At 60.8% G+C, this 23,468-nt stretch carries 23 protein-coding genes; 10 read left to right on the top strand and 13 right to left on the bottom strand.

The genetic code is table 11. From position 1 onward, the window contains the following. Both BLO80_RS16245 and BLO80_RS16250 read left to right on the top strand, forming a co-directional pair. On the top strand, positions 1 to 531 hold the full coding sequence (locus tag BLO80_RS16245; protein ID WP_092328391.1) for a hypothetical protein: 531 nt from the start codon (positions 1 to 3) through the stop codon (positions 529 to 531). Positions 532 to 602: 71 nt separating this feature from the next. Continuing rightward, positions 603 to 794: a PLDc N-terminal domain-containing protein gene (locus tag BLO80_RS16250; RefSeq protein ID WP_003204476.1), complete on the top strand. Its 192-nt coding sequence runs from the start codon at positions 603 to 605 to the stop codon at positions 792 to 794. 58 nt (positions 795 to 852) lie between these two features. Here the strand turns inward: BLO80_RS16250 and BLO80_RS16255 are convergent, their stop codons facing one another. The 9 genes from BLO80_RS16255 to gcl form a co-directional block, all read right to left on the bottom strand. Continuing rightward, positions 853 to 2,055, bottom strand: coding sequence for an MFS transporter (locus BLO80_RS16255; RefSeq protein ID WP_092328389.1), 1,203 nt, complete (start codon positions 2,053 to 2,055; stop codon positions 853 to 855). 249 nt (positions 2,056 to 2,304) lie between these two features. Next, complete coding sequence (locus tag BLO80_RS16260) at positions 2,305 to 3,303, bottom strand: sulfate ABC transporter substrate-binding protein (RefSeq protein ID WP_092328387.1); 999 nt, start codon at positions 3,301 to 3,303, stop codon at positions 2,305 to 2,307. Between the two features lie 96 nt (positions 3,304 to 3,399). Beyond that, positions 3,400 to 4,224 carry an ion transporter gene (locus BLO80_RS16265; RefSeq protein WP_072406483.1) on the bottom strand — a complete coding sequence of 275 codons (825 nt, stop codon included), beginning with the start codon at positions 4,222 to 4,224 and terminating at the stop codon, positions 3,400 to 3,402. 20 nt (positions 4,225 to 4,244) lie between these two features. After that, on the bottom strand, positions 4,245 to 5,144 hold the full coding sequence (locus tag BLO80_RS16270; RefSeq protein WP_092328384.1) for an urea transporter: 900 nt from the start codon (positions 5,142 to 5,144) through the stop codon (positions 4,245 to 4,247). A 115-nt stretch (positions 5,145 to 5,259) separates the two neighbouring features. Continuing rightward, the gene (gene pyk / locus BLO80_RS16275) at positions 5,260 to 6,675 is read right to left on the bottom strand and encodes a pyruvate kinase (RefSeq protein WP_092328382.1); all 1,416 of its coding nucleotides are present in this window, start codon (positions 6,673 to 6,675) and stop codon (positions 5,260 to 5,262) included. Further along, positions 6,665 to 7,945: a glycerate kinase type-2 family protein gene (locus tag BLO80_RS16280; RefSeq protein ID WP_092328379.1), complete on the bottom strand. Its 1,281-nt coding sequence runs from the start codon at positions 7,943 to 7,945 to the stop codon at positions 6,665 to 6,667. The genes pyk and BLO80_RS16280 overlap by 11 nt, the downstream gene beginning before the upstream one ends. A gap of 145 nt (positions 7,946 to 8,090) precedes the next feature. Beyond that, the gene (locus BLO80_RS16285) at positions 8,091 to 8,981 is read right to left on the bottom strand and encodes a 2-hydroxy-3-oxopropionate reductase (protein WP_092328376.1); all 891 of its coding nucleotides are present in this window, start codon (positions 8,979 to 8,981) and stop codon (positions 8,091 to 8,093) included. Positions 8,982 to 9,136: 155 nt separating this feature from the next. Further along, complete coding sequence (gene hyi, locus BLO80_RS16290) at positions 9,137 to 9,919, bottom strand: hydroxypyruvate isomerase (RefSeq protein WP_092328374.1); 783 nt, start codon at positions 9,917 to 9,919, stop codon at positions 9,137 to 9,139. A 136-nt stretch (positions 9,920 to 10,055) separates the two neighbouring features. Further along, positions 10,056 to 11,831 (bottom strand): glyoxylate carboligase, encoded by a 1,776-nt coding sequence (gcl, locus tag BLO80_RS16295; RefSeq protein ID WP_092328371.1) that lies wholly within the window; start codon positions 11,829 to 11,831, stop codon positions 10,056 to 10,058. Positions 11,832 to 12,099: 268 nt separating this feature from the next. Here gcl and BLO80_RS16300 point away from each other — a divergent pair, with 268 nt between their 5' ends. Both BLO80_RS16300 and BLO80_RS16305 read left to right on the top strand, forming a co-directional pair. Continuing rightward, complete coding sequence (locus BLO80_RS16300; RefSeq protein WP_092328369.1) at positions 12,100 to 12,540, top strand: GlcG/HbpS family heme-binding protein; 441 nt, start codon at positions 12,100 to 12,102, stop codon at positions 12,538 to 12,540. Positions 12,541 to 12,752: 212 nt separating this feature from the next. Next, entirely contained in the window at positions 12,753 to 13,277 is a 525-nt protein-coding gene (locus BLO80_RS16305) for an REP-associated tyrosine transposase (RefSeq protein WP_256574214.1), read from the top strand. 65 nt (positions 13,278 to 13,342) lie between these two features. Here BLO80_RS16305 and BLO80_RS16310 read toward each other — a convergent pair whose 3' ends face one another. After that, positions 13,343 to 13,948, bottom strand: coding sequence for a TetR/AcrR family transcriptional regulator (locus BLO80_RS16310; RefSeq protein ID WP_092201782.1), 606 nt, complete (start codon positions 13,946 to 13,948; stop codon positions 13,343 to 13,345). Positions 13,949 to 14,079: 131 nt separating this feature from the next. Between BLO80_RS16310 and BLO80_RS16315 the strand changes: the two genes are divergently transcribed. Further along, a complete protein-coding gene (locus BLO80_RS16315; protein ID WP_092328366.1) occupies positions 14,080 to 14,994 on the top strand; it encodes a DUF808 domain-containing protein in 915 nt (304 codons plus the stop codon). A 135-nt stretch (positions 14,995 to 15,129) separates the two neighbouring features. On the opposite strand, the gene BLO80_RS16320 is transcribed toward BLO80_RS16315, so the two are convergent. Together BLO80_RS16320 and BLO80_RS16325 are read right to left on the bottom strand one after the other, a co-directional pair. Beyond that, entirely contained in the window at positions 15,130 to 15,918 is a 789-nt protein-coding gene (locus BLO80_RS16320; RefSeq protein WP_092201786.1) for an MlaA family lipoprotein, read from the bottom strand. Next, positions 15,911 to 17,209, bottom strand: coding sequence for an alpha/beta fold hydrolase (locus BLO80_RS16325; RefSeq protein ID WP_060741153.1), 1,299 nt, complete (start codon positions 17,207 to 17,209; stop codon positions 15,911 to 15,913). The genes BLO80_RS16320 and BLO80_RS16325 overlap by 8 nt, the downstream gene beginning before the upstream one ends. 425 nt (positions 17,210 to 17,634) lie before the next feature. Here BLO80_RS16325 and BLO80_RS16330 point away from each other — a divergent pair, with 425 nt between their 5' ends. From BLO80_RS16330 to BLO80_RS16340, 3 genes are all read left to right on the top strand, one after another. Further along, entirely contained in the window at positions 17,635 to 18,489 is an 855-nt protein-coding gene (locus tag BLO80_RS16330) for a glycine betaine ABC transporter substrate-binding protein (RefSeq protein ID WP_092328365.1), read from the top strand. 316 nt (positions 18,490 to 18,805) lie between these two features. Further along, positions 18,806 to 19,117: a DUF485 domain-containing protein gene (locus tag BLO80_RS16335; protein ID WP_072406462.1), complete on the top strand. Its 312-nt coding sequence runs from the start codon at positions 18,806 to 18,808 to the stop codon at positions 19,115 to 19,117. Continuing rightward, positions 19,114 to 20,772 carry a cation acetate symporter gene (locus tag BLO80_RS16340; RefSeq protein WP_092328363.1) on the top strand — a complete coding sequence of 553 codons (1,659 nt, stop codon included), beginning with the start codon at positions 19,114 to 19,116 and terminating at the stop codon, positions 20,770 to 20,772. The genes BLO80_RS16335 and BLO80_RS16340 overlap by 4 nt, the downstream gene beginning before the upstream one ends. 303 nt (positions 20,773 to 21,075) lie before the next feature. On the opposite strand, the gene gltA is transcribed toward BLO80_RS16340, so the two are convergent. Next, on the bottom strand, positions 21,076 to 22,365 hold the full coding sequence (gltA, locus tag BLO80_RS16345; RefSeq protein ID WP_003204440.1) for a citrate synthase: 1,290 nt from the start codon (positions 22,363 to 22,365) through the stop codon (positions 21,076 to 21,078). Between the two features lie 365 nt (positions 22,366 to 22,730). Between gltA and sdhC the strand changes: the two genes are divergently transcribed. Beyond that, complete coding sequence (gene sdhC / locus BLO80_RS16350) at positions 22,731 to 23,105, top strand: succinate dehydrogenase, cytochrome b556 subunit (protein WP_003179220.1); 375 nt, start codon at positions 22,731 to 22,733, stop codon at positions 23,103 to 23,105. Then, the gene (sdhD, locus tag BLO80_RS16355; protein WP_003204438.1) at positions 23,099 to 23,467 is read left to right on the top strand and encodes a succinate dehydrogenase, hydrophobic membrane anchor protein; all 369 of its coding nucleotides are present in this window, start codon (positions 23,099 to 23,101) and stop codon (positions 23,465 to 23,467) included. Before sdhC ends, sdhD begins: the two co-directional genes overlap by 7 nt. Position 23,468 lies beyond the last annotated feature (1 nt).

Here is a 23,468-nt window from a genome sequence, read left to right on the forward strand (position 1 = left end):
ATGAAAGCCGCCCTCATCGAACTCATCGGTAAAATCAGCTCCGGCTGCCTCGGCGAGGCGGACATCGTGAAAATCGCTGACGAAGCGGCCCAGGCCTACGCCGATCCGACGGCTTTCCTGGCTGCCAACCCCGATATCAACTACGACGACACGTTCCCGATCCCGTTGGGTGAGTGGGTGGTGGTGGGCAGCCTGCCGGACACCGTCCTGTTCCAGGCCGACACCTACGCGGACCTGTTCGAACAGATCGTCGCCTCGTTCGGCCCTGGCGTGGCGTTCAATCTCAAGCCCAAGCAACTGGCGAAAACCGAAGCCCTGACCGCGCTCAACCGCATCCAGATCCAGATGAGCAGCCTGAACAAGGAAAACGGCGGTTATGTGCTGATGAACTTCAGCCAGTTGCTCGACGATGAATTGCAAATGGTGCTGGTGTACGGCAACGACGTGCCGCGGGTGCTGGAACTGTGTGCCGAAGTCGGCATCGCCGCCGCGCCGGCCTTGGAAGCGCTCAAGGTCGCGGTCCACGTCTGAAGCAATAAAACGGAACCCTTGCCTGGGGCCCGCTATCCTAAGAGTGCCTATCACCATTTGGGAGCGACACCATGGGTTCCACCTTCAACGGCCTGGTCGGCCTGATTATCCTGGCGCTCGATATCTGGGCGATCATCAATGTGCTCAAGAGTGGCGCGGAAACCGGGATGAAAATTCTCTGGGTGCTGCTGATCCTGCTGCTGCCGGTCCTGGGCCTGATCATCTGGGCGATTGCCGGGCCGCGTGGCAACGTGCGGATTTGACCGCTCCATGAAAATGCCCGGTCGCCTTGAGCGACCGGGCATTTTTTATGCGTGGGCTTCAGGCCGTGGCCAGGGACGGCTTGCGCGAGGCACTCAAGAAACGCAGCAAGGCCGACAGCGGAAAGGCGCTGCCGACGATCACCACCCACAACCAGCCGCCGTGCTCGTACACCGCACTGGCAATCGATGAGCCAAAGGCGCCGCCGACGAAGACGCTGGTCATGTACAGCGCATTCAGCCGGCTGCGACTCTTGGCATCGAGGGCGTAGATGGTGCGCTGGCCCAGGACCATGTTCATCTGCACGCAGAAGTCCAGGACCACGCCGGTCACCGCCAGGCCGATCACGCTGTAGAGCGGATGGATGAACGCCGGCAGGAAACTCAGGCTGGCGAACAGCATCGCCACCAGCGAGGCGTTGCGGGTATGGCCGGCGTCCGCCAGGCGACCGGTGATGGGCGCGGCGATGGCACCGATGGCGCCGACCAGGGCGAACAGGGCGATTTCAGTCTGGGACAGGCCATGGTTGCGTGACAGTTCCAGCGGCACGGCAGTCCAGAACAGGCTGAACGTGGCGAACATGCAGGCTTGGTAGAACGCCCGTTGGCGCAACAGCGGTTGTCGGCGCAGCAGGGTGCCGAGCGAACCCAGCAGTTGGCCATAAGAGGCGCTATGGTCGGGCTGGCGCTTGGGCACGGTCAGCGCCAGGACGATGCTGATCGCGACCATCAACGCGGCGGCGATGATGAACATGGCCCGCCAGCCGAAGTGATCGGCCACGACGCTGGCGACCGGCCGCGCCAGCAGGATCCCGAACAGCAGGCCGCTCATGATCCCACCGACGACCCGCCCCCTGGATTCTTCCGGCGCCAGGTGCGCGGCCAGCGGAATCAGGACTTGCACCGACACTGAACTGAATCCCACCAGCAGCGAGACCAGCAGGAACACATTCGGCTGGTCAGTGAACGCCGCCCCCAACAGGCTGGCAATCGCCACCAGCGTGGTGAGAATCATCAGCCGACGGTTCTCCAGCAAGTCACCCAACGGCACCAGGAACAACAGGCCCAGGGCATAGCCGATCTGGGTCAGCGAGACGATCAGGCTGGCCATGGTGCTGCTCAGGCCGACATCGGGTGCGATCAGTTCGATGATGGGTTGGGCGTAGTAGATGTTGGCGGCAATGGCGCCGCAGCAGAAAGCGAAGAGCAGGACCATGCCGCGGGTCAGAGAGCTACCGGCCGAGGTGGGTGAATGAGCACTCATGGCAATCTCATCGATCAATTGAAAGGATGGCATGAGGCTAAAGACTTGCAGGGCTCAGAAACAGGCTTTGTAGCTGATATCAGTCATGCCCGGAATTAATGGCAACGATCAGATCCTGTGGGAGCGAGCTTGCTCGCGATTGCGGCTTCATTCCAACATCATTGATGCAGAACAGACCGTTATCGCGAGCAAGCTCGCTCCCACAGGTTTGGACTTGGCTGACAGCGTGGTTTTGAGGCGAGTCGAGCCTCACTGCCCGCTATAGATCTGGTCGAAAATCCCGCCATCATTGAAGTGAGTCTTCTGCACCGTGCGCCAGTCGCCGAAGGTTTTTTCCACGGACAGGAAATCCACTTTCGGGAAGCGGTCGGTGTATTTGGCCAGTACTGCCGGGTCCCGTGGGCGCAGGTAGTTGGCGGCGGCGATTTCCTGGCCTTCAGGCGACCACAGGTATTTGAGGTAGGCCTCGGCGGCTTCGCGGGAGCCTTTTTTCTCGACGACTTTGTCGACCACGCTGACCGGTGGCTCGGCCTCGGCGGAAACGCTCGGATAGATCACTTCGAACTGGTCGCGGCCGAACTCGCGGGCGATCATTTCCGCCTCGTTTTCAAAGGTCACCAGCACGTCGCCGATCTGGTTGGTCATGAAGGTGGTCGTCGCGGCGCGACCGCCAGTGTCCAGGACTGGCGCCTGCTTGAACAGTTTGCCGACGAAGGCCTTGGCCTTGTTCTCGTCACCGCCATTTTTCAACACGTAACCCCAGGCCGACAGGTAGGTGTAGCGACCGTTGCCGGAGGTTTTCGGGTTGGGCACGATCACCTGCACGCCGTCCTTGAGCAGGTCGGGCCAGTCTTTCAGTGCTTTGGGGTTGCCTTTGCGCACGATGAATACCGTCGCCGAGGTGAACGGCGCGCTGTTGTTTGGCAGGCGGGTGACCCAGTTCTCGGGCACCAGTTTGCCATTGTCCGCCAGGGCATTGATGTCGGTGGCCATGTTCATGGTGATGACATCCGCCGGCAGCCCGTCGATCACCGAGCGTGCCTGTTTGCTGGAGCCGCCGAACGACATTTGCACGGTGATGTTTTCGTTGTGCTCGGCCTGCCAGTGCTTCTGGAAGGCTGCGTTGTAGTCCTTGTAGAAATCGCGCATGACGTCGTAGGAAACGTTAAGCAGGGTCGGGGCGGCGTGGGCCAGGCCGCCGAAGGTCAGGCCGACGGCGAGAAGGGAGGCGCCAAAGAAGTTCTTCACTTACGAATTCCTTTTTATTTGAATGGGGGTTCCGGGCAATTAGCCAGCACACTAGCCGCAAGCCTATAGACCTTCAAGCATCAAAAAGTGCTTTGCTTATTCCAATTTCTTAAACAGTGCATTGCCACAACGGGAACAGAAAGCGGCGCCGTGGTCGTGGTTGTTTTTGCTGCACACCGGGCAATCGTGCTTGAGCTGGTCACCGCGCATGGCCGTGGCCAGTTCAGCCGTGAAAATACCCGTTGGCACGGCGATGATCGAGTAACCGGTGATCATCACCAGGGACGACACCACTTGGCCCAGGGGCGTCTTGGGCACGATGTCGCCGAAGCCTACGGTGGTCAGTGTCACGATAGCCCAATAGATACCCTTTGGGATGCTGGTGAAACCGTGCTCGGGGCCTTCGATGACGTACATCAACGTGCCGAAGACGGTCACCAGGGTCGAGACGCTGACCAGGAACACAATGATTTTCTGCTTGCTCCCGCGCAACGCCGCCATCAGGTAATTGGCTTGCTTGAGGTAAGGGCTGAGCTTGAGCACGCGGAAAATCCGCAGCATACGGATGATCCGAACGATCAGCAGGTATTGGGCATCGCTGTAGTACAGCGCCAGGATTCCCGGCACGATCGCCAGCAGATCCACCAGGCCGTAGAAACTGAAGGCATAGCGCAGCGGCTTGGGCGAGCAGTACAGGCGCAGGCCATACTCGACGATGAAGATGAACGTGAAGCCCCACTCGATAGCCGCCAGCAGGGCCGCATAGTTTTTGTGCACGCTGTCGATGCTGTCGAGCATCACGATCACCAGGCTGGCGAGGATGATCAACAACAGGGTGCTGTCGAAGCGCCGGCCGGCCACGGTGTCGGTCTGGAAAATGATCACGTAGAGGCGTTCACGCCAGTTGTCGCTGCTTTGCATAACTTTCGCCTGAACCGGAATCAGCGAAGCCTAGGGTGATTGCCCCGTACAGCGCAAGGCGCGATCTCGAGGCTGGCCTGACGCCACGCCCGGCCGGTGGCCTGGATCAGCCAGCAGGCGAGGATGAACGGCGCTGTCAGGGGAGGCAGGCCGAGGGCGGTAAAGCCTGGCGTGAGCATGATTGCCAGGACGATGCCCATCAGCGGCAGCCATGGGCGGCGCTGTTGGCTGAGGGCCAGCGCCACCAACACCGGGTTGTAGCCGCCCAGCCCGGACAGGGCGGTTGCGTTTTCATGCTGCGACAAGGCGAAGGCCAGGCCGACGGCGGAAGCGAACAATGCCCAAGCGCCGGCGCGCCGGTTGGCCAGCAGCAGACCGACGGCGATCAGCGCACCGGCCATTGGGTGGCCGAGAAACATGACCTGGCCCAGTCCGCTCAACTGAGCGGCCAGCAGGTTGGGCAGGGTCATTTCAATCGAGGTGGCGAGAGGCGGCGGCAGGGTGAACCCCATCAGCGGCCAAGCCAACCCGACAAAGGGCGCGGTGTAGGCGGGCAGGCAGCGAGGGCCTCGGGTGTGCTTGAGCCATTGCTGGGTCAGCATCGCGCTGAGGCCACCCGCGGCGATGATCAACGGTGGCAACAGGGCGGACCAGGGCAACGCCAGGCTCAGCAGCAAGCCCAGCAGGATGCCGTTGTAGCTGAACAGCCCGGCTTGCCGGTCGGCCTTGGTGTAACCGCGTCGCTGGGCCGTCAGCAACCCGGCCACCCCGCCGAGCAACGCGCCGCCGAACAGCGCGGGCGCAGTGAGCAGAATCGCCAACAGGCACAGCAGGCCGCACAGCGGATGGCGCTGGAGAAAGACTTGGCTGAAGCCGTTGAGCAGGGCGGTGGCCCAGTCGGGGCAGTGGGTGTTGGGCATGGCAGGTGTGTGTCAGAGGGATCGAGTCGACTTCATCGCGAGCAAGCTCGCTCCCACAAGGGCACCGCAGCCCCCGGTGGGAGCGGGCTTGCTCGCGATGAGGCCAGTACAGACGCTAGATCAACGTCTCGATGCGCAGCGAGTTGGTCGACCCCGGCTGCCCGAACGGCACGCCCGCGGTGATCAGCAAGGTATCGCCACGCTGGGCCATGCCTTGGGCCTGGGCAATTTCCAGGGCGGTGGAACAGACTTCGTCCACTTGCTTCAATCGATCATTGACCACTGAATGCACGCCCCAGGCCACCGTCAGGCGGCGAGCGGCCTGCAGGTTCGGCGTCAGGTTGAGGATCGGCACCGTCGGCCGTTCCCGCGCCGCGCGCAGGCTGGAGCTGCCTGATTCGCTGTAGTTCACCAGCACCGCCACCGGCAGGATGCTGCTGATGCGCCGGATCGCGCAGCTGATGGCGTCCGACACCGTGGCCTCGGCTTTCGGTCGGCTGACGTCCAACTGCGTCTGGTAGTCGGGACCGTTTTCCACCTGGCGGATGATTTTGCTCATCATCTGCACGGCTTCGAGGGGGTAGTCCCCTGACGCGGTTTCCGCCGACAGCATGACCGCATCGGCTCCTTCGGCCACGGCGTTGGCAACGTCGGTGACTTCGGCGCGGGTGGGCGCCGGGGAAAAGCGCATCGACTCGAGCATCTGGGTGGCCACCACCACCGGTTTGCCCAGGGCGCGGCAGGTGCCAATGATGTTTTTCTGGATTTGCGGCACGCTTTCGGCCGGAACTTCGACCCCCAGGTCGCCGCGGGCGACCATGATCGCATCGCTCAATTCGGCGATTTCCCGCAGTTGGGTCACCGCCGACGGCTTCTCGATCTTCGCCATCAGGAACGCCTTGTCGCCGATCAGCGCGCGAGCCTCGCGGATGTCCTCGGGCCGCTGCACGAACGACAACGCCACCCAGTCCACGCCTAGCTCCAGGCCGAAACTCAAGTCGCGCCGGTCCTTGGCGGTCAACGGGCTCAGGTCGAGCAAGGCCTGGGGCACGTTCACGCCTTTGCGGTCCGACAGCTCGCCGCCGTTGAGCACTTCGGTGTCGATGGCGTCGCGGTGCCTGGCGGTCACGCGCAGGCGCAACTTGCCGTCGTCCAGCAGCAGGTCCATGCCTGGCTCCAGGGCCGCGATGATTTCCGGGTGGGGCAGGTTGACCCGGCGTTGATCACCCGGCGTCGGGTCCAGGTCCAGGCGCAGGGCCTGGCCCCGTTGCAGCAGGACCTTGCCGTCGACGAATTGGCCAACCCTCAGCTTCGGGCCTTGCAGGTCCATCAGGATGCCCAGGGGGTAATTGAGCTGCTGCTCGACGTCACGAATCCACTGGTAGCGCTGGGCGTGGTCGGCAGGGTCGCCGTGGCTGAAGTTCAGGCGGAAGATGTTCACGCCGGCCTGTACCAGCTCGCGGATGTCATCGATGCCACGGGTGGCGGGGCCGAGGGTCGCGAGGATCTTGACCTTTTTATCAGGCGTCATGTTGGGGGTTCTCGAGGATCAGGATGGCGCGAAAGTCGTTGACGTTGGTGCGGGTCGGTTCGGTGACGATCAGCGCATCCAGGGCGGCGAAGTAGCCATAGCCATTGTTGTTATCCAACTCGTCGCTGGCGCACAGGCCCAGTTCGGCGGCGCGGCGATAACTGTCTGGGGTCATGAGGGCGCCGGCGTTGTCTTCGGAACCGTCGATGCCGTCGGTGTCGCCAGCCAGCGCATAGATGCCGGGATGGCCCTTGAGGCTGTCGGTCAGGCTCAGCAGGAATTCGGCATTGCGCCCGCCACGGCCATCGCCGCGTACGGTGACGGTGGTTTCGCCGCCGGAGAGAATCACGCACGGCGCCGCCAGCGGCTGGCCGTGCAAGGCGATTTGCCGGGCAATGCCGGCATGGACTTTCGCCACCTCCCGGGATTCGCCTTCCAGGTCGCCGAGAATCAATGGGCTGAAACCGGCCTGGCGAGCTTTCACCGCTGCGGCTTCCAGGGATTGCTGGGGACGGGCGATCAATTGGAAGTGGCTGCGGGCCAGGCCCGGGTCCCCGGGCTTGACGGTTTCCGACGCTGGGCTGTGCAGCCAGTCGCGCACCGACGCCGGCACATCGATGTGGTAGCGCTGGAGAATCGCCAGGGCTTCGGCCGACGTGCTGGGGTCGGCCACCGTGGGGCCGGATGCGATGACCGTGGCCAGGTCACCCGGCACATCGGAAATCGCGTAGGTGTACACCGTCGCCGGCCAGCAGGCCTTGCCCAGGCGCCCGCCCTTGATCGCCGAGAGGTGCTTGCGCACGCAATTCATCTCGCCGATGGTCGCACCGGACTTGAGCAAGGCTTTGTTGATCGATTGCTTGTCGGCCAGGGTGATGCCTTCGGCTGGCAAGGCGAGCAGGGCGGAGCCGCCGCCGGACAAGAGGAAGATCACCCGGTCGTCTTCGCTGAGATCGCTCACCAGCCCCAGTACTCGCTGGGCCACGGCCAGGCCCGCGGCGTCAGGCACCGGGTGGGCGGCTTCCACCACTTCGATTTTCTGGCAGGGCGCGCCATGGCCGTAGCGGGTCACCACCAGGCCGGACACTTCACCCTGCCAGCAGCGCTCGACCACTTGTGCCATGGCTGCCGCGGCCTTGCCGGCGCCAATGACGATTACCCGGCCGCTGCGGTCGCTGGGCAGGTAGTGTTCAAGGACGTGGTGCGGATGGGCCGCGTCGATGGCTGTGGCAAACAGCTCGCGCAGCAGTTGTTGCGGATCGACCGACATGGCGGGCTCCCGGTTTTTTATTATTGGTGTTGATGCGGACCCTGTGGGAGCGAGCTTGCTCGCGATAGCGGTTTTACATCCAGCAACGACGTTGGCTGGGCTACCGTTATCGCGAGCAAGCTCGCTCCCACAGGGGGGGCAGGGTTTATTTGTCGCGAATCGAGAAATTGGCCATATGCTCCAACCCCTTGATCAGCGCCGAGTGATCCCAGTTGCTGCCGCCAATGGCCGCGCAGGTGCTGAACACTTGTTGGGCGTTGGCGGTATTGGGCAGGTTGATGTTCAGTTCCTTGGCGCCTTGCAGGGCCAGGTTCAGGTCCTTCTGGTGCAGGCTGATGCGGAAGCCTGGGTCGAAGGTGCCCTTGATCATGCGTTCACCGTGCACTTCGAGGATCTTCGACGACGCGAAACCGCCCATCAGTGCTTCGCGGACCTTGGCCGGGTCGGCACCGTTTTTCGCGGCGAACAACAACGCTTCGGCCACCGCCTGGATGTTCAGGGCGACGATGATCTGGTTCGCCACCTTGGCGGTCTGGCCATCGCCATTGCCGCCCACCAGGGTGATGTTCTTGCCCATGGCCTGGAACAGCGGCAGGGCGCGCTCGAAGGCGGCGCTGTCGCCACCGACCATGATGCTCAGGGTCGCGGCCTTGGCACCGACTTCACCACCGGAGACCGGGGCATCGAGGTATTGCGCGCCTGTTTCATTGATCTTCGCCGCGAACGCCTTGGTGGCGGTGGGGGAGATCGAACTCATGTCGATCACCACCTTGCCCGCGCCCACGCCCGCCGCCACGCCGTCGGCGCGGAACAGCACGTCGTCGACCTGCGGCGTGTCCGGGACCATGACGATGATGAATTCGGCTTCCTGGGCCACTTCCTTCGGGTTGGCCAACGCCACCGCGCCACCAGCCAGCAGGTCGGCCGGAGCCGCGTCGTGGTGCTGGGACAGGAACAGGCTGTGACCGGCCTTTTGCAGGTTCAGTGCCATGGGGTGGCCCATGATGCCGGTGCCGATGAATCCGATTTTAGCCATGGGGAAATCCTCTTGTTGTTATCGCTGCTTCAAGCAAATGAGGGAGTGCTTTTCTGTGGGAGCGAGCTTGCTCGCGATGACGGTGTGTCAGCCAAAAATGAGTGACTGGACTGACGCCATCGCGAGCAAGCTCGCTCCCACAGGGGGAAATTGCATCAGATCGCGTTATGGGTTTTCAGCCAGCCCAGGCCGGCTTCGGTGGTGGTCAGCGGCTTGTATTCACAGCCGACCCAACCCTGGTAGCCGATGCGGTCCAAGTGTTCGAACAGGAAGCGGTAGTTGATTTCCCCCGTGCCCGGCTCGTTGCGACCCGGGTTGTCCGCCAGTTGCACATGGTTGATCTCGCCCAGGTGCGCCGACAGGGTCCGGGCCAGGTCACCTTCCATGATCTGCATGTGGTAGATGTCGTATTGCAGGAACAGGTTGGCACTGCCCACCTGCTCACGGATCGACAAGGCCTGGGCAGTGTTGTTCAGGTAGAAGCCAGGAATGTCGCGGGTATTGATGGCTTCCATCACCAGCTTGATGCCTTTGGCCTGCAACTTCTCGGCGGCGTATTTCAGGTTGGCGACGAAGGTTTTCTCCACCAGGGTTTCACTGCAGTTCTGCGGACGAATCCCCGACAGGCAGTTGACCTGCGTGTTGCCCAGCACCTGGGCGTAGGCGATGGCCAGGTCGACACCGGCGCGGAATTCCTCGACCCGGTCCGGCAGGCAGGCAATGCCGCGCTCGCCCTTGGCCCAGTCGCCGGCCGGCAGGTTGAACAGCACTTGGGTCAGGCCGTGGGTGTCGAGCAAGGCCTTGAGTTCGGCGGAGCTGTAGTCATAGGGGAACAGGTATTCGACACCACTGAAACCGGCCTTGGCGGCGGCTTCGAAACGGGCGAGGAAATCCTGCTCGGTAAACAGCATGGACAGGTTGGCGGCGAAACGCGGCATGGTGGTCTCCTGTGAATATTTATCAGGCCCCCTGTGGGAGCGAGCTTGCTCGCGATAGCGGTGTGTCTGCTTGCATCCAGGTTGAATGTAGCGCCGTCATCGCGAGCAAGCTCGCTCCCACATGGACGCCGGTCGGTCAGTCGAGCAACGAAATGGCGGTCGGTGCATCGTTGCCCACAAGCGCCAAATCTTCAAACTCATTGACGGCATTGATCTCGGTGCCCATGGAGATGTTGGTCACCCGCTCCAGGATGATCTCGACGATCACCGGCACCTTGAACGCCTCGATCATCGCTTGGGCCTGGCGCAGCGCCGGTTGGATACCAGCCGGTTCGAACACCCGCAGCGCCTTGCACCCCAGGCCCTCGGCCACGGCTACGTGGTCCACGCCATAGCCGTTGAGTTCCGGGGCGTTGAGGTTGTCGAAGGACAGCTGCACGCAATAGTCCATGTCGAACCCGCGCTGGGCCTGGCGAATCAGACCCAGGTAGGAATTGTTCACCACCACATGGATGTAGGGCAGCTTGAATTGCGCACCCACCGCCAGCTCTTCGATCATGAACTGGAAATCATAGTCGCCCGACAGCGCCACGACCTTGCGGCTCGGATCGGCCTTGACCACCCCCAGCGCCGCCGGAATGGTCCAGCCCAAGGGACCGGCCTGGCCGCAGTTGATCCAATGGCGTGGCTTGTAGACGTGGAGAAACTGCGCCCCGGCGATCTGCGACAGGCCGATGGTGCTGACGTAGCAGGTGTCCTTGCCGAACACCTGGTTCATTTCTTCATACACCCGCTGTGGCTTGACCGGCACGTTGTCGAAGTGAGTCTTGCGCTGCAGGCTGGCCTTGCGTTGCTGGCAGTCCTGCAACCAGGCGCTACGGTTTTTCAGTTTGCCGGCGGCTTGCCATTCGCGGGCCACTTCGATGAACACCGTCAGGGCCGAGGCGGCGTCGGAAACGATGCCCAGGTCAGGGGTGAAGACGCGGCCGATCTGGGTCGGCTCGATGTCCACATGAATGAACGTGCGGCCTTCGGTGTAGACGTCCACCGAACCGGTGTGACGGTTGGCCCAGCGGTTACCGACGCCCAGCACTACGTCCGACTTGAGCAAGGTCGCATTGCCGTAGCGGTGGGACGTTTGCAGGCCGACCATGCCGACCATCAGCGGGTGATCGTCCGGGATGGTGCCCCAGCCCATCAAGGTGGGGATGACCGGGATACCGGTCAGCTCGGCGAACTCCACCAGCAGGTCGCTGGCATCGGCGTTGATGATGCCACCGCCGGCCACCAGCAATGGACGTTCAGCCTGATTGAGCATGGCCAGGGCTTTCTCGATCTGCACGCGGTTGGCCGCGGGTTTGGCTAGCGGAAGCGGTTGATAGGCGTCGATGTCGAACTCGATCTCGGCCATCTGCACGTCGAACGGCAGGTCAATCAGCACCGGGCCCGGGCGGCCGGAGCGCATCTCGAAGAATGCCTTCTGGAAGGCATATGGCACTTGTCCCGGCTCGAGCACGGTGGTTGCCCACTTGGTCACGGGTTTGACGATGCTGGTGATATCCACAGCCTGAAAATCTTCCTTGTGCATGCGAGCGCGGGGGGCTTGCCCGGTGATGCACAGAATCGGGATGGAGTCGGCCGAAGCGCTGTAGAGCCCGGTCACCATATCGGTGCCGGCCGGGCCCGAAGTGCCGATGCATACACCGATGTTGCCGGCCTTGGTCCGGGTATAACCCTCGGCCATGTGCGAGGCGCCTTCAACGTGGCGAGCGAGGACGTGATCGATGCCACCCACCTTCTGCAGGGCGGAGTACAGCGGGTTGATCGCGGCACCCGGGATGCCGAAGGCCGTGTCCACGCCTTCACGGCGCATCACCAGAACGGCGGCTTCGATTGCTCTCATTTTGCTCATGGTTTTGTGCCTCTTACGTTTTGTAATTGTATACAAGTGGCTTTGCGTAGAGTGTATTCATGGTGAACGACGCAGGTCAATCCATTTCCTCAAGCACCTGTTTCATTCGTCGGAAGGCCTGGTTTTGCTGCTGTTTTTCACCAATTCGGGCTGTTTGTGAGAATTTTTGTATACAAAAATGTTATTTGTTGTGTTCTATTTGTGAGGTTCGGTTCTGCTGAAAGTGAAGCCCCCAAGGCTTTTCCATAACAAAAGAAGGACAGCACCCATGAGCGTTCTAACCTTGAAAATTGCCGTCAACCTGGCCGGGCAAGCCCTTGCCGCCGGTCATGAAATCAGCGCTGCGCCCTTGACCGTCGCGGTCCTGGACAGTGGCGGACACCTGATTGCCTTGCAGCGCGAAGACGGCGCCAGCCTGCTTCGTCCGCAGATCGCCATCGGCAAGGCCTGGGGCGCCATCGCCCTGGGCAAAGGCTCGCGCCTGCTCGCCCAGGACGCCCAACAACGCCCGGCGTTCTTTGCCGCCTTGAATGGGTTGGGACAGGGCAACGTCGTACCGGCCCCGGGTGGGGTATTGATCAGGGATCAGGACGGGAGGGTGCTGGGGGCGATTGGTGTCAGCGGCGATGTTTCGGATGTGGATGAGCAGGTGGCGGTCAGGGCGGTGGAGGCGTTGCAGTTGAGGGCGGATGTGGGGGTGGTTGCTTGATTTTGTGTTGAATGGACTGGCGCCATCGCGAGCAAGCTCGCTCCCACAGGGTTTGATGCTGGACACATGATGTCTAAATACCGCAAACCCAGTGTGGGAGCGTGCTTGCTCGCGATGACGATCTGTCAGACACATCCAGCCAAGAGTCAGCCCGGCATCCAAAAATCAACGGGCCTAGCCTTTGATGACCTGATCATTGGAGGGGCGAAGGAATGCCTGATCTACCTGCTTCACATCGCTTGCGCACTGGCCGTTACGGTGAATTGAATCGAATCTATTTATTGACCACTAATACGGTTGAGCGAAAGCCGATTTTCCAGGATTTCGCTTTAGGCAGATTGGTCGTTGAACAATTTCGGTGTGCCCAGGATAAGAAATGGGCGAAGTCATTGGCGTGGGTGGTTATGCCTGATCATTTCCATTGGTTGATTGAATTGCAGCAAGGCTCGTTGAATGAGTTGATGCAAAAAATCAAGTCTTTAAGTGCTCGGGCGGTGAACCTGTCCACTGGGCGACAAGGTAGCCTGTGGCAGCAGGGATACCATGACCGAGCGCTACGGCGCGAGGAAGACTTGGTCAAGCTCGCTCGCTACGTTGTCGCCAACCCGTTGCGGGCAGGTCTGGTGACGCGATTGGGTGACTATCCACTGTGGGATGCGATATGGGTTCAATCTGAAGTCGAGGTGCCTTCAATCGCGAGCAAGCTCGCTCCCACAGGGCTGATGCTGGACACATAATGTCTAGACACCGCAAACCCCAGTGTGGGAGCGAGCTTGCTCGCGATCGAAGCCGCCTCGGGCTATCAGTCTGGTTCACACCCTTTCAGAACCAACCGAATGATCGTCTGCGCAGCGGCTTCATAGTCGGCTTCATCCAGCTTCGCCTTGCCGGTCACGGCGCTGATCTGCCAGTCGAAGTCGGCATAGGTCTGGGTGGCGGCCCAGATGCTGAACATCAGGTGGTTGGGGTCGATGGGGGCGATCTGGCCGCGGTCGATCCAGCTCTGGATGCAGGCGATGTTGTGCCGGGCCTGGGCGTTGAGTTGTTCCACCAGATCGGGGCTCAGATGGGGGGCGCCGTGCATGATTTCGCTGGCGAAGACTTTCGAGGCGAAGGGCAGGTCGCGGGAGATGCGGATCTTGGAGCGGATGTAATGGCTCAGCACCTCGCCGGGCACACCGTCGGCATTGAACGGTGTCGAGGCCTGGAGAATCGGCTCGATGATGCTTTCCAGCACCTCGCGGTAGAGGTTTTCCTTGGATTTGAAGTAGTAGTAGACGTTGGGTTTGGGCAGGCCTGCCTTGGCCGCGATGTCGCTGGTCTTGGTCGCGGCGAAGCCCTTGTCGGCAAATTCTTCGCTGGCGGCACGCAGGATCAATTCTTTGTTGCGCTCGCGGATTGTGCTCATAAACCCAGGGGTTCCTTGCCTGTTCTGGCGGTGGCGCATGGTAGCACCGGCTTCGCGCGACGCTCAAGAATGCCCCAAGGCGCCGCGGCTCGCGGTATGCTGCGCGGCATTATTATTCAAGGAGCCCCTTCATGGCTGGAAGCAGTTTGCTGGTATTGATCGACGACATCGCCACCGTGCTCGACGATGTCGCGCTGATGACCAAGATGGCCGCCAAGAAAACCGCCGGCGTGCTGGGCGATGACCTGGCGCTCAATGCCCAGCAAGTGTCGGGCGTGCGTGCCGAGCGGGAGCTGCCAGTGGTGTGGGCGGTGGCCAAGGGATCGTTCATCAACAAATTGATCCTGGTGCCGTCGGCGCTGGCGATCAGCGCTTTCGTCCCTTGGTTGGTGACGCCGTTGTTGATGGTGGGCGGCGCCTATTTATGTTTCGAGGGGTTCGAAAAACTCGCCCACAAGTTCCTTCACAGCAAGGCCGAGGACCAGGCCGAACATGCGCAACTGGTCGAGGCGGTAGCGGATCCGGCGGTCGATCTGGTGGCCTTTGAAAAGGACAAGATCAAGGGCGCTGTACGCACCGACTTCATCCTCTCAGCCGAAATCATCGCCATCACCCTCGGCACCGTCGCTGACGCAGCACTGACCCAGCAGGTGATCGTCCTGTCGGGCATCGCCATCGTCATGACCATTGGCGTCTATGGCCTGGTGGCCGGGATCGTCAAGCTCGATGACCTGGGACTCTGGTTGACGCACAAGCCAGGCCAGGCCGCCAAAAGCATCGGCGGTGCGATCCTGAGGGCGGCACCCTACATGATGAAAAGCCTGTCGGTGATCGGCACCGCGGCGATGTTCCTGGTGGGCGGTGGCATCCTGACCCATGGCGTGCCAGTGGTGCATCACTGGATCGAAGGTGTGACGGCCAGTGCCGGTGGTGCCGGGTTTATCGTGCCGACGTTGCTCAATGCCGTGGCGGGGATCGTCGCAGGGGCGGCGGTGTTGGCGGGGGTGATGGTGGTCGGCAAGGTCTGGAAAGCGCTGAAAGGCTGAGACACCTGGCAACCCATGATCATTGTGGGAGCGAGCTTGCTCGCGATAGCGGTCCGTCAGACAACATCAAGGTTGAATGTCAGGCCCTCATCGCGAGCAAGCTCGCTCCCACAGTGGGTTTGGGGTGGTCGAACGTTACTCGGCGATCTGCAACTTGCGCGACTCGGTGTACACGTAACGCACCTTCTCATACTCGAAGGGCGTGTTCAGTTGCCCGTAGCGGAAACTGGTCTGGTAGCGCTTGTCGACGCCACGCAGGAGCAGCAGTTCCGGGTGGTTGGAGCTGACTTCGGAGACGTTCAGGAAGTTGATCGCCGATTCGGCCGTGTAGTCCACCAGCAGGCCCGAGGTGTCGCGCAGGTTCGACGGGCCGAAGATCGGCAGCACGAAATACGCGCCGGCCGGCACGCCGTAGAAGCCGAGGGTCTGGCCGAAGTCTTCGCTCTGGCGCGGCAGGCCCATGGCGGTGGCCGGGTCCCACAGGCCGGCGATGCCCACAGTGGTGTTGAGCAGCAGCCGCGCCGTGGTTTCCATTGAACGCTTGCCCTTGAATTGCAGCAGGCTGTTCATCAGGTTCGGCACGTCCCCCAGGTTGTTGAAGAAATTGCTGACCCCGGTGCGCACGAAGCCAGGGGTAATGTAGCGATAGCCATCGACGACGGGCAGGAAGACCCATTGGTCGAAGCGGTAGTTGAAGTGATAGACCCGGCGGTTCCAGGATTCCAGCGGGTCATAGACGTTCAACGCGTTGAGGGTCGAGCGCTCGAACTCGCGCTGGTCCAGCCCCGGGTTGAACTTGAGTTTGGTCAGCGGTTCCTTGAAACCATCCGAATCCACCACCACAGGCGCATTGGCTTTGCTGTTGTCGGCGTGGACCATGCCCGCACTCATTAACGCAGCGATAAGCAGCAGATATTTAGCCACGGAAAAACTCCAGCATGGCGTCGCTGTTGACGCGGTAGTTAAGGTTGCCGCAGTGGCCGCCCAGCGGATAAACCGTCAGGCGATCGCCAAAGGTCTTGCGCAGGAAGCCCAGGTCGCCCGGGCCGAGAATGACGTCGTCGGCATTGTGCATGACGGCTATCTTCGGGCTGTCGTGCAGGTAATCCTTCAGCGCGTACAGGCTGACCTGGTCGACCAGTTGCAGCAGGCTGCCGCCGTCGGTGCGCGCGCGCCACATCGGGATCACCTGCTCGGTGAGGTAACAGTCGAAATCGCATTGCAGCGCACGCTTGAGGAACGGCGTCAGGCTGGTGCTTTCAGTGATCGGGAACTTGGGGGGGATGATCAGGCCGCGACGGTTGATCAGGTCCGAGGTGAACGCGATGTCCGCCGCCGAGAAACGGAACGAGGTGCCGATCAACATCGCCATCTGTTCATTGCTCAGGTGCTGCTTGGACTGTTGGAAGTCGTAGAGCAGGGCATCGTTGAGATCGATGTAGCCTTTTTGCTGGAAGTAACGGGTCAGCTTGTTCAGTACCAGTTCATAGAAGGTCGTGGTGCTGTTGATGCCCTTGACTTCGGTCTGGACCAGTTTGTCCAGGTTGGTGATCGAGGTGTAGAGGTTCACCGGCGGGTTCAGCAGCAGCACTTTCTTGAAATTGAAGCTGCGCCGGGTTTCGTCCAGGTGGGCGACAAAGGCCGCATCCAGGGCGCCGAGGCTGTAGCCGGTCAGGTAGTACTCGGTCACCGGCAGCTTGGGGTTCTGCGCGCGCACGGCCTGCATCACCCGGTACATGTCCTCGGCGTCTTCCTTGGAAATGCCCGGCGTGGCAAAGCGCGAAGCGGCACTCATGAAGTCGAAACTGGTGGGCGAGGACAACTGCACCACGTGGTAGCCGGCCTTGTAGTAGAGGCGCTTGAGGTATTCGTTGAGGGTGCTGTCGTAGCGCGCACCGGTGCCGGCGATCAGGAAGATCAGCGGCGCGGGCTTGTCCTGGGTGGCCATGCGGTAGGTGAGGCTTTTTACCGGCCAGAAGTTGTCCGGCAGGATGAACTCGCGTTCCGGGCGCAGGGTCAGGCTGTGGTCCGCCTGATTGATGTCTTCGATCAGCGGCAGCTCCGGACGCAGGTCCGGCGGCGTGGTGGCGATGGTCGCCTCGAACGGGTTGGTCAAGGGGTAGCCATAGCTGGCGGCGTCAATATCTGCCGCCAGCGCGGACGCACTCAGGATAAGGCCGCCGAGGAGGGCAGCGAAGCGCAAGGAACGGAGCATGACTGGATCCCTTAGAGGAAGGTGCCGAATGAAGTTCGCAGCCTATGACCACCGAAGCGGAGCCAAGTGCCATGATGGGCACAAAACAGGCACGGACGGGGCGCGATAGTAGCGGGACGATACACGGTCATGTGCAGTTGCGGCTAGTGATCTGGCATTTACCGGATTTTGGCCTGCAAATCTCACGTGTGAGGAAGCGCCAATTGCCTGAAAACAGTAGCTGGCGTTCTGATGTCGTTTCTCGTTGCTTCGACGTCGCAGACAGAGCAGGTTGCGCAACGTCACAGGTTGATGATCGATCCTGTCAGTACTCCACTGGCGTTCAGACCGGTTTGAGGGCGAGCGTGATGGGGGCGCTGAGCATCATAACTATACGTTGACGCCGCCCGGCATCCGTCGGGCGCAGCACTTTCGGGGAAGTAACGATGAAGATGCGACGACTCTTGGGCGCAGGTGCCGCACTGGTACTGGCCATCAGTTCCACCTTGGCCAGCGCCGAAACCAAAACCCTGAGCATCGGTTACGTTGACGGCTGGTCCGACAGCGTCGCGACCACCCACGTGGCCGCCGAAGTGATCAAGCAAAAACTCGGTTATGACGTGAAGCTGCAAGCGGTCGCGACCGGGATCATGTGGCAAGGTGTGGCCACCGGCAAACTCGACGCGATGCTCTCGGCCTGGCTGCCGGTGACTCACGGCGACTATTGGACCAAGAACAAGGACTCGGTAGTCGATTACGGCCCCAACTTCAAGGACGCAAAAATCGGCCTGATCGTGCCGGAGTACGTCAAGGCCAAGTCGCTCGAGGATCTCAAGACCGACGACTCCTTCAAGAAGCGCATCGTCGGCATCGACGCCGGTTCAGGCGTGATGCTCAAGACCGAACAGGCAATCAAGGATTACGACCTGACCGGTTATCAACTCAAGGCCAGTTCCGGCGCCGGCATGATCGCCGAGCTGACCCGTGCCGAGAAGAAAAACGAATCCATTGCGGTCACCGGTTGGGTGCCGCACTGGATGTTCGCCAAGTGGAAACTGCGCTTCCTGGAAGACCCGAAAGGCGTCTACGGCGCGGCTGAGACTGTAAACAGCATCGGCAGCAAGGAACTGGGCACCAAGGCCCCGGAAGTGGCCGAGTTCCTGAAGAAATTCCAGTGGGCGTCGAAAGACGAGATCGGCGAAGTCATGCTGGCGATCCAGGAAGGCGCCAAGCCGGACGCCGCTGCCAAGGACTGGGTCGCCAAGCACCCGGACCGCGTGAAGGAGTGGACCGGCAAGTAATCAACCTGATTTAGCTGGCTCGCGAAGCCGCATGACGTTGTGTCATGCGGTTTTTTTGTGCCTGTAATTCTTCGATGGGCGCCGGACCCCTTGTGGGAGCCAGCTTGCTCGCGATAGCGATGTGTCTGCTTGCATCGATGTTGAATGTGTCGCCGTGATCGCGAGCAAGCTCGCTCCCACAGGGGGGATTACGAATAATGTGCGGAAACTGGCAAAACCGTCATGTCGTTCTAATACTAAGGTCGTCTGGAACCTGGCCTTGAGCCGCATAGAGTAGAGTCGTTCCAATTAAATCTGTGCTGCGAGGATAAAAACAATGAACGACAGCATTTACCTCTCGATTCAAAACAGCCCGCGCTTCAAGGAGCTGGTGAGAAAAAGGGAAAAGTTCGCCTGGATTCTCTCGGCGATCATGCTTGGTCTGTATTCCGGCTTCATTCTTCTGATCGCCTACGGGCCACACATTCTCGGGGCCAAGATCACGCCCGAGTCCACCATCACCTGGGGGATCCCCATCGGTGTCGGCCTGATTCTCTCGGCTTTCGTCCTGACCGGCATCTACGTGCGACGTGCCAACGGCGAGTTCGACGACCTGAACAATGCGATTCTCAAGGAGGCTCAGCAATGATCCGGCGTCTACTGGCTCTATTGAGCATCGCAGCGTTCGCACCGGGCGCCTGGGCGGCTGATGCCGTGGCGGGAGCTGTGCAGAAGCAACCTCTCAACGTCTCGGCTATCTTGATGTTCGTAGCCTTCGTCGGCGCGACCCTGTACATCACTTACTGGGCGTCCAAGAAAAACAACTCGGCGGCCGACTATTATGCGGCCGGCGGCAAGATCACCGGCTTCCAGAACGGCCTGGCAATCGCGGGCGACTACATGTCGGCGGCGTCCTTCCTGGGCATTTCCGCGCTGGTGTTCACCTCCGGTTATGACGGCCTGATCTACTCCATCGGCTTCCTGGTGGGCTGGCCGATCATCCTGTTCCTGATCGCCGAACGCCTGCGTAACCTGGGTAAGTACACCTTTGCCGACGTGGCGTCCTATCGCCTCGGGCAGACCCAGATCCGCAGTCTGTCCGCCTGCGGCTCGCTGGTGGTGGTGGCGTTCTACCTGATCGCGCAAATGGTCGGTGCCGGCAAGCTGATCCAGCTGCTGTTCGGCCTGGACTACCACGTTGCGGTGATCCTGGTGGGTATCCTGATGTGCCTCTACGTGCTGTTCGGCGGCATGCTGGCCACCACTTGGGTGCAGATCATCAAGGCGGTCTTGCTGCTGTCGGGTGCTTCGTTCATGGCGCTGATGGTGATGAAGCACGTCAACTTCGACTTCAACATGCTGTTTGCCGAAGCGGTGAAGGTTCACCCTAAAGGCGAGGCGATCATGAGCCCTGGCGGCTTGGTGAAGGATCCGATCTCGGCCTTCTCCCTGGGCCTGGCGCTGATGTTCGGTACCGCTGGCCTGCCACACATCCTGATGCGCTTCTTCACCGTGAGCGATGCCAAGGAAGCGCGCAAGAGCGTGCTGTATGCCACCGGCTTCATCGGTTACTTCTACATCCTGACCTTCATCATCGGCTTCGGCGCGATCCTGCTGGTCAGCACCAACCCGGCCTTCAAGGACGCGGCAGGTGCCTTGCTGGGCGGTAACAACATGGCGGCGGTGCACCTGTCCAACGCTGTGGGCGGTAGCATCTTCCTGGGCTTCATTTCGGCGGTGGCGTTCGCGACCATCCTGGCGGTGGTAGCGGGCCTGACCCTGGCCGGTGCCTCGGCGGTGTCCCATGACCTGTATGCCAGCGTGATCAAGAAAGGCAAGGCCAACGAGAAGGACGAGATTCGCGTCTCGAAAATCACCACCATCGCCCTGGCGGTGCTGGCGATCGGCCTGGGCATCCTGTTCGAGAAGCAGAACATCGCGTTCATGGTGGGCCTGGCGTTCTCCATCGCGGCGAGCTGCAACTTCCCGGTACTGCTGCTTTCGATGTACTGGAAGAAGCTGACCACCCGTGGCGCCATGGTCGGCGGCTGGCTGGGCCTGGTCAGTGCCGTGGGCCTGATGATTCTCGGCCCGACCATCTGGGTACAGATCATGGGTCACGAGAAGGCGATCTTCCCGTACGAGTACCCGGCGCTGTTCTCGATGATCATTGCGTTCGTCGGCATCTGGTTCTTCTCCATCACCGACAAGTCGGCTGAAGGCGCAAACGAACGGGCGCTGTTCTTCCCGCAGTTCGTGCGTTCGCAGACTGGCCTGGGGGCGAGTGGGGCGGTTAAACATTGATGTAGCGTCAGTGCTTGAAGAAATACCCCGGTCGAGAGGCTGGGGTATTTTTTTGTGCCGGGTTTAAGGGTGGCAAGGCTGCCGTCATCGCGAGCAAGCTCGCTCCCACAGGGATCTCCAGTGAGCAGGGGGTTTGTATTCACAACAGGTCAACTGTGGGAGCGAGCTTGCTCGCGATGGCGTCGGATCTGTCAATGCCGCTTCTGGATCAGATGAAAAGAGGCATAAACAAAACAGCCCCTGCTCTTATATAAGAAGCAGGGGCTGTTTCGGTGCAGCTTGGGGCCTATTGCAAGGCAGGTCTTACTTGCGGTCTTCCAGCTGGGTGATGTCACGCGACTCGTAGCCGGTGTACAGCTGGCGCGGGCGGCCGATCTTGTACGGGCTGGAGAGCATTTCCTTCCAGTGGGAGATCCAGCCGACGGTCCGCGCCAGGGCGAAGATCACAGTGAACATGCTGGTTGGAATGCCGATCGCCTTGAGGATGATCCCCGAGTAGAAGTCGACGTTCGGGTACAGCGAGCGCTCGATGAAGTACGGGTCGGTCAGGGCGATCTCTTCCAGGCGCATGGCCAGTTCGAGTTGCGGATCGTTCTTGATCCCCAGTTCCTTGAGCACTTCGTCGCAGGTCTGCTTCATTACGGTAGCGCGCGGGTCGCGGTTCTTGTAGACCCGGTGACCGAAGCCCATCAGCTTGAACGGATCGTTCTTGTCCTTGGCCTTGGCGATGAACTTGTCGATGTTCGAGACATCGCCGATTTCATCGAGCATGGTCAGCACCGCTTCGTTCGCACCGCCGTGGGCAGGGCCCCAGAGTGCGGCGATGCCGGCAGCGATACAGGCGAACGGGTTGGCGCCCGAAGAGCCGGCCAGGCGTACGGTGGACGTGGAGGCGTTCTGCTCGTGGTCGGCATGGAGGATGAAGATCCGGTCCATGGCCTTGGCGAGCACCGGGCTGATCGGTTTGATCTCGCACGGGGTGTTGAACATCATATGCAGGAAGTTCTCTGCATAGGTCAGGTCGTTGCGCGGGTACATCATGGGCTGGCCCATGGAGTACTTGTAGACCATGGCTGCCAGGGTCGGCATCTTCGCCACCAGGCGGATCGCGGAGATTTCGCGATGCTGGGGGTTATTGATATCCAGGGAGTCGTGGTAGAAAGCCGAGAGAGCGCCGACAACGCCGCACATGACGGCCATCGGGTGGGCATCGCGACGGAAGCCGTTGAAGAAGGTCTTCAACTGCTCGTGAACCATGGTGTGGTTCTTCACGGTGCTGACGAACTGGGCTTTTTGCTCGGCGGTTGGCAGTTCGCCGTTGAGCAGCAGGTAGCAGGTTTCCAGGTAGTCCGATTTTTCAGCCAGTTGCTCGATCGGGTAGCCGCGGTGCAGCAGGATGCCGTTGTCGCCGTCGATGTAGGTGATTTTCGACTCGCACGAGGCGGTCGACATGAAACCCGGGTCAAAGGTGAAACGGCCCGTGGCCGTCAGGCCCCGTACGTCGATTACATCGGGACCAACGGTGCCGGTTAAAATGGGCAGCTCGACGGGGGCTGCGCCCTCGATGATCAACTGCGCTTTTTTGTCAGCCATGTGGCCTCCTATTAATGCTTGAAATCATCAGACAGACCCCCCACGCAGGGCCCGCACCACTATAGTGAGATAAATCCGAAAGTCAATTTGCCTAAAGTCTTGCTCCAGAAGGCTTTAACCGCACTTTTTCCACGAAATTACCTGCCGTTTACGCCTTTTGCGCCATATGTGCAATGCGCTATTAGGGGAAGGTGAACGCGTTGTCATTAGTAGCCTAACTGTCTATACTCGGCCACCGACCGCCAGGGGCTTTTGGGCCTGCTTTCTTGGGGGTCGTCACTCCCTGGGTGGTGAGTACCTGACCAGTGCGCGCCCCAACAACTTTGCCCTGATTGTTAGGGGCTCTTCAGTGTGAAAAAAAAGCCGTGAAAAGCCAACGACCTGTAAACCTAGACCTAAGGACCATCAAACTCCCAGTCACTGCTTACACGTCCATTCTTCACCGTATTTCCGGTGTCATCCTCTTCGTCAGCCTGGCCATCATGCTTTATGCATTGGACAAGTCGCTCGATTCGGAAGAAGGCTTCGGTCAGGTGAAAGCGTGTCTGACCAGTCCGCTAGCCAAGCTAGTGATTTGGGGCATCCTGTCCGCCTTGCTGTATCACTTGGTCGCCGGTGTGCGCCACTTGATCATGGACATGGGCATCGGTGAGACGCTGGAAGGCGGCAAGCTGGGCTCGAAAATCATTATCGCCGTGTCTGCGGTGCTGATCGTTCTGGCAGGAGTCTGGATATGGTAACCAACGTCACGAACCTTTCGCGTTCGGGCCTCTACGACTGGATGGCCCAGCGTGTGTCTGCGGTCGTTCTCGCGGCTTACTTCATTTTCCTGATCGGATATGTCGTGGCAAACCCTGGCCTGGGCTATGCCCAATGGCATGAACTGTTCGCAAACAACTGGATGCGTATCTTCAGTCTGCTGGCACTTGTCGCACTGGGCGCTCACGCCTGGGTCGGCATGTGGACCATCGCGACCGACTACCTGACGCCCATGGCGTTCGGCAAGTCGGCGACTGCCGTACGTTTCCTTTTCCAGGCAGTATGCGGCGTTGCGATGTTCGCTTACTTCGTCTGGGGTGTGCAGATTCTCTGGGGTATCTGAT

Source organism: Pseudomonas sp. NFACC56-3, assembly GCF_900100025.1.
Classification (GTDB): Bacteria; Pseudomonadota; Gammaproteobacteria; order Pseudomonadales; family Pseudomonadaceae; genus Aquipseudomonas; species Aquipseudomonas fluorescens_AA.